The organism is Ferrovibrio sp., from assembly GCF_025869515.1.
GTDB lineage: Bacteria > Pseudomonadota > Alphaproteobacteria > Ferrovibrionales > Ferrovibrionaceae > Ferrovibrio.
Window position 1 is genome coordinate 1 of record NZ_JAOZVR010000079.1, and the last position, 5,229, is coordinate 5,229.

Sequence of the window (5,229 nt, forward strand, 5' to 3'; positions counted from 1 at the left end):
TGGAGGCGTCAATGCACTAACAATCCGCACGGACCACTCGGTGGGGGCCGGTCAACACCGGTGCGGAGGCAACGGCGGTCTATCTCGCACACAACCTGCCTGAGCCGCGGTATGACGAGGCACTCGAGCAGCTCATGCGGACGCAAGGCGTCGAGCATCTTACTTGGCGACCCGGTGATTGTCTGCAGATTGCGCAGAGTGGTTCGACCCCAATAAAGGTGGCGGGAACATCAACTGCCCACTGAGACTCCGCACCAGGGGGCTTGGATGGCGATTGTCGATAAGATGATGGCCGCAGAATGGCTTATGCAGGCTGCGGTCGAGATGCTGAATCGAAACGATGATGTGCTTAGCGGTGCATGTCATGGCTTCATCGGCGCTGGGCCTCCTCCGTGAGTTGGTGGCATGGCAGGGCGACGGTTATGCCCCTCGAGTGCTCTAGGATAGCCGCAAGCCGAGCTGAAGGAACTCCCAACGGGATGTCAGAGGCCGCCGAGATAGAAGCGATCGTCGACAAGATTGTTGAAGGTACCGAGGCGCGGGGTGTGAAGTTGGCGGCTGATATCGCGATCACAACGCCGAAGAAGGACGTCCGAGCTTGGTCCTGTCAGTAGTTTTGTGCGCGAGGTCATATAGATGGAAAAGAAAGGACTATCGAGCACTATCAGGTTGAACCGCGAACTCCACCGCCAGGGTTCATCCATGCCGACCCAGGTCTCCTCGTCGATGCGCGCGCGCCGTCTTCACTGCAGAAAAGCTCTTGCGACCAGGAGGCCATCCACGCATGGAGTCATAGTGAGGAAAGCAGGAGACAACGTAGCGAATTTGTTATCAGTAGCTAGATTGAGCTTTCATGGTTCCCATCACAATGGCAGCGGGTCGATAATATGGTCTTATATCTAGGCATCGACGCGGGCGGCACCGCAAGTAAAGCGAGGCTTGTCGATGCGAACGGCCTGCGATTGGGTGCGGGGAAGGCCGGCCCCGCCAATACGCGCATCGGGCTCGACGCGCTGCACAGATCCTTGCTCGACGCCTGCACCCAGGCGCTCAAGGATGGTGGTGTCGCCGACAGCGATTATGGGAGCGTCCGGGTCGGCATGGGAATTGCGGGCATCAATCGGATGGGGATGAAGCAGCAAATCCAGGCGCTCGATTTTCCCTTTGCCAATGTTCAGTTAACCAGCGACTCGATCATCGCCAATCTGGGTGCACATATGGGCGGCGATGGTGCGATCTTGATCCTCGGTACCGGAAGCGTCGGGTTGATCAAGCGCGGTGAGGACAGTTTAAGCATCGGCGGCTACGGCTTTCCCATTTCAGACGAAGGAAGCGGTGCGGCGTTGGGTCTCAGTGCAATCCGCCATGCCCTGCGCACGCTCGACGGACGGACACGGCCGACACAGCTCAGTCAGGCGGTGACCAAGCAGTTCGACCATGCTATCCCGAATGTCATCGCTTGGATGGACGATGCAGCGCCGGCCGATTATGCCGCCTTTGCCCCACTGGTGATGGAATATGCGGAGATAGGTGACGAGATTGCGCTGTCGATCGTTCGCGACGCCGCGCAGCATATCGAGCGCTTCATCGAGACGATATTCGCTAAGGGCGCGAGCCGTTGCGTGCTGATGGGTGGACTCGCACCGCGGATCAAGCCATGGCTGCGCGCCCGTGTCGTCGAGAAGCTGAGTGCGCCGCTTGGCGACGCGCTCGACGGCGCCCTGATTCTCGCCGGCCTGCCCATCGGGTCTTTAGCATCTGGCCGGTGATGGCGTGCCGCCATCGAGAATCAACTGCCCCGGAACCGAGCAAGATATGCGCGATGTGGTGGGCACACCTCAAACTCCGTCACGGCATTCCAACAGGATCGCGCCGTGACACCGACGCTGTGCTGGCAGCGATGTCAGTGACGAATTCATATCGATCGCCTCGATACGCAGACCTGGTAAATTCAACCGGCGTACCCTTCGTATCACGGGTCAGGCGCTCAATGCGCAATATCTCCGAGCTCTGCGCAATCGAGAGCATCCCGGCTTCGGTCGGAGTGGCCAAGGCAGCCCGAATACGCTGCGTGCCGGACACAGGAAATACCCCCGAACTCTGAAGCGCTGCGTAGAGCGAGTCACCCACGGCATCCAAATCCGGGAGGAACTCCGCGGGAACGACAGCATGTTCTATCGCCAGCGGTTCGCCATTCGCAAGGCGCACACGCGCGAGCCTTGCGACCTTGGTGGCGATCGGAATCTCCAAGGCGGCCGCCTCCTCGTCGGTGGCGTTGGCGTAGCTACGCATCATCCAGACGACACCAGGATCATCACCTCTCGATCGTGCATCTTCAGAAAAGCTCGTTAGCATTGCACCCCGCGCCTCGATACGATCGCTGACATATGTTCCCGAACCATGCCGACGAAAGAGCAATCCCTCTTCAATGAGCTTCTGGATACCCTTCCGGATCGTGACCCGGGACATGCCCATTCGTTCCGAGAGCTCGCGTTCGGATGGAAGCGGTTCGCCCGGTTCCACCCCTCCGCTTTCGATATGCTCGCGAAGATTGCGCGCCAGCTGAAGATAGAGAGGCGCGTTGCTCTCCTTCAATCCGGCAAGCTTGTCTCGCATTTCCAGTCCTTTCCGCCTCATTATCAAGAAAGCAAGCGATGAGAGGGTAATCGCGCTCGCATTTTCTGTTCCTGTAGGCCTTAGCGATGAACGCCCATTACCATTTTTAGGTCGTTCGCTTCAACCATCTGGCACGATATTGGTATGCACATCGATCCGAATGAAGCTCGCGTCGTCGGAGATTTTTGCACGCGGATGATTAAGAAGCGACGCCTCGACTTGTTCGAGATCTCGAAGTTGGGAATGCCATTCTTCGAATTGATCGCGACTGTTGATCGAAAGTAGATCGGATGTCCCGAGGTAGCCGAACATATCGGCGAGGCGCAGAAAACCATCGCTTGCTAGCGCGACTGCCCAGTCGCCGGCCGGCAGTTCGGCACGATTTGCGTGCTCGATTGCCTCCATTTGAAGACCCAGCACCCAATAGCCGCCATCGACATTCATGAAGGCTCGATTTTGGACGAGTTGTGGCCGCAATTCCTCGAAAAGTTCGGCCGCCGAAATCTCAGGTCGCTCGGCGAGGATCGATCGGGCCAACGCCTTGGTGCGGTGTTCGAAAGGGCCTATATTGCCGCCGTCTCCATGTTCGGCGAATTCTTCTCCGCCTAGGGACCGGTAGGCGATCCTGCAGTCTCCGAGTGTTGCCAGTTCAACCTTTTCGGGCAGGGCGCGGACAAAAGCTATCGCCGCGCTTGGCAGTTCATGGCGCCCCGCGGGCGGTCGCCGCGCCAGCGTCGAATAGGACGACCGGCAGTGACGTATGACGGCCGCGAACAAATCCTCGAAAGGCATCGTCGGCTTGCTAGCCAGTAGATCGCGGAGTTCCCTATCGACCCGCTGCGCGAACCATTGTGCATCGCTGACAGCTGAGACGAGGTTCTCCCCAATGCCTGATGCGCCATCGATAACCCAGGCCGCGAAGTCCGTATATCCGACCACATCCTCATTCGCTGCCGCTCCGGATCGAGTCTCCGCCAAACGGACGTTGAACATCTCGGCTCCATTAAATAGACGCGCGACCGGCCTTCTGCGCGCCGGCCGATATCGCAGCTTGATGATGTGGTATCATAGTGGTAGCAGGTGCGCAACATCGACTACGGTTAGGGGAACGAGAGATGCGCATTCTTGGTTTCATGAGCGGGACATCGCTCGATGGCGTTGATGCGGCCATTTTGAGTTCCGATGGCGAAGCAATCGACGACTTCGGCCCGACGCACCTCACCTCATTCTCGACCGCAGAGCGCGCCATCGTCAAAGAAGCCACCGAACAGTTTGTGGCGACCGGTACGGCCGAACCGAGACTGTTGGCGGAGGCTGACGATATCATTGTCAGCGCGCATGTACGCTGCGCGCGCGAACTTCTCTCCAAACCGGGGGCCGGTACGATCGAATTGATCGGTTACCACGGCCAAACCGTCCTTCACCGGCCCGACCGCGGGTTGACGATCCAGATTGGCGACCCTGCAAGAATCGCCAATACGCTCGGCGTTGACGTTGTCGCGGACGTTCGCCATGCGGATATGGCCGTTGGCGGAGAGGGCGCGCCTCTTGTTCCCATCTATCACGCCGCACTTGCCCGGAAGATCGGAAAGTCAGGTCCGATCGCCTTTCTCAATGTAGGCGGCGTCGCGAATTTCACGTTCATCGGCAGCGACGAAGAAATCATTGCGCTCGATACCGGGCCAGGTAATGGGATGCTCGATCTAACGGTCCAGAAGCGCGGCCTTGGCCGATATGACGATGGCGGAGCGCTGGCTGCGAGCGGAGAGGTCAATCAGGCAGTGCTGAGCCATTTACTGGCGCATCCGTATTTCGAACGTGAAGGTCCAAAATCATTGGATCGCTATGACTTTCCGCTCGATATTGTGGATGATCTCTCGGCCGCAGACGCGGCGGCGACGTTGGTCGCGTTTACCGCCAATTCCGTGGCGCTGGGCGCACGCCAACTCCCCGAACGACCGGAACTATGGATCATTTGTGGTGGCGGGCGACATAACCCCGTCATAATGGAAGCTTTGCGAGAAGTGCTTGGCACCTGTGAAAGCGCTGACGATTTCGGGTTGCGCGGAGACTTTATCGAAGCCGAAGCCATCGGATTTATCGCGGCGCGCTCGGTTCGGGGGTTGCCGGTGACCTTCCCGAACACAACAGGCGCGCCCAGCTCCACCACGGCCGGAAAGCTCTACAAGGCTCAGACGGCGACCGTCGCCTGACCGGGGTCAAGGTCGAGGCTTGCTCGCTGTGCGATCAGTGTGGCAGGTGCAATGATCGACCGCACGGCGGTAGGGAGCATGTCGAAATGATCGATGTGCAAATCCGCGCCAAGCTGGCTGGCGCACACGTCGGAAAATCCGAAGCCGACAGCAATCGACGGCATCGCCGCCGCTCTCGCGGTCGCGACATCGACAGCCGAATCTCCAACATAAATGGCCTTGGCCCCTTTGGCCTGCGCAATTGCAGTGAGCAACGGGAGTGGATCCGGTTTTCGAACAGGCAATGTCTCGCCGCCGACTATGGCGTCGAACACATCGACCCAGCCGAGCGCCTCGACCAGATGGTTCGCAAGTCCCTCCGGCTTGTTGGTACAAATCGCGAGCCTGAAGCCCTCGATCC

Annotated in this window: 7 protein-coding genes; 3 read left to right on the forward strand and 4 right to left on the reverse strand. The window is 59.0% G+C overall.

From position 1 onward, the window contains the following. Window positions 1-267 precede the first annotated feature (267 nt). Window positions 268-396, forward strand: a complete 129-nt coding sequence (locus OJJ21_RS12595) for a hypothetical protein (RefSeq protein ID WP_255247304.1) — start codon at window positions 268-270, stop codon at window positions 394-396. Window positions 397-482: 86 nt separating this feature from the next. On the opposite strand, the gene OJJ21_RS12600 is transcribed toward OJJ21_RS12595, so the two are convergent. Continuing rightward, complete coding sequence (locus OJJ21_RS12600) at window positions 483-704, reverse strand: hypothetical protein (RefSeq protein ID WP_040110191.1); 222 nt, start codon at window positions 702-704, stop codon at window positions 483-485. A 183-nt stretch (window positions 705-887) separates the two neighbouring features. Between OJJ21_RS12600 and OJJ21_RS12605 the strand changes: the two genes are divergently transcribed. Then, window positions 888-1,769, forward strand: coding sequence for a BadF/BadG/BcrA/BcrD ATPase family protein (locus tag OJJ21_RS12605; RefSeq protein WP_037511945.1), 882 nt, complete (start codon window positions 888-890; stop codon window positions 1,767-1,769). Window positions 1,770-1,848: 79 nt separating this feature from the next. On the opposite strand, the gene OJJ21_RS12610 is transcribed toward OJJ21_RS12605, so the two are convergent. Further along, window positions 1,849-2,616 carry a GntR family transcriptional regulator gene (locus OJJ21_RS12610; RefSeq protein WP_297686746.1) on the reverse strand — a complete coding sequence of 256 codons (768 nt, stop codon included), beginning with the start codon at window positions 2,614-2,616 and terminating at the stop codon, window positions 1,849-1,851. Between the two features lie 120 nt (window positions 2,617-2,736). Then, the gene (locus OJJ21_RS12615; RefSeq protein ID WP_297686748.1) at window positions 2,737-3,609 is read right to left on the reverse strand and encodes a protein phosphatase 2C domain-containing protein; all 873 of its coding nucleotides are present in this window, start codon (window positions 3,607-3,609) and stop codon (window positions 2,737-2,739) included. Window positions 3,610-3,731: 122 nt separating this feature from the next. Between OJJ21_RS12615 and OJJ21_RS12620 the strand changes: the two genes are divergently transcribed. Then, on the forward strand, window positions 3,732-4,829 hold the full coding sequence (locus tag OJJ21_RS12620) for an anhydro-N-acetylmuramic acid kinase (protein ID WP_297686749.1): 1,098 nt from the start codon (window positions 3,732-3,734) through the stop codon (window positions 4,827-4,829). Here OJJ21_RS12620 and OJJ21_RS12625 read toward each other — a convergent pair. Beyond that, on the reverse strand, window positions 4,808-5,229 hold a 422-nt coding region (locus OJJ21_RS12625), incomplete at its 5' end, for an HAD-IA family hydrolase (RefSeq protein ID WP_297686751.1). The two genes, OJJ21_RS12620 and OJJ21_RS12625, sit on opposite strands and share 22 nt — an antisense overlap.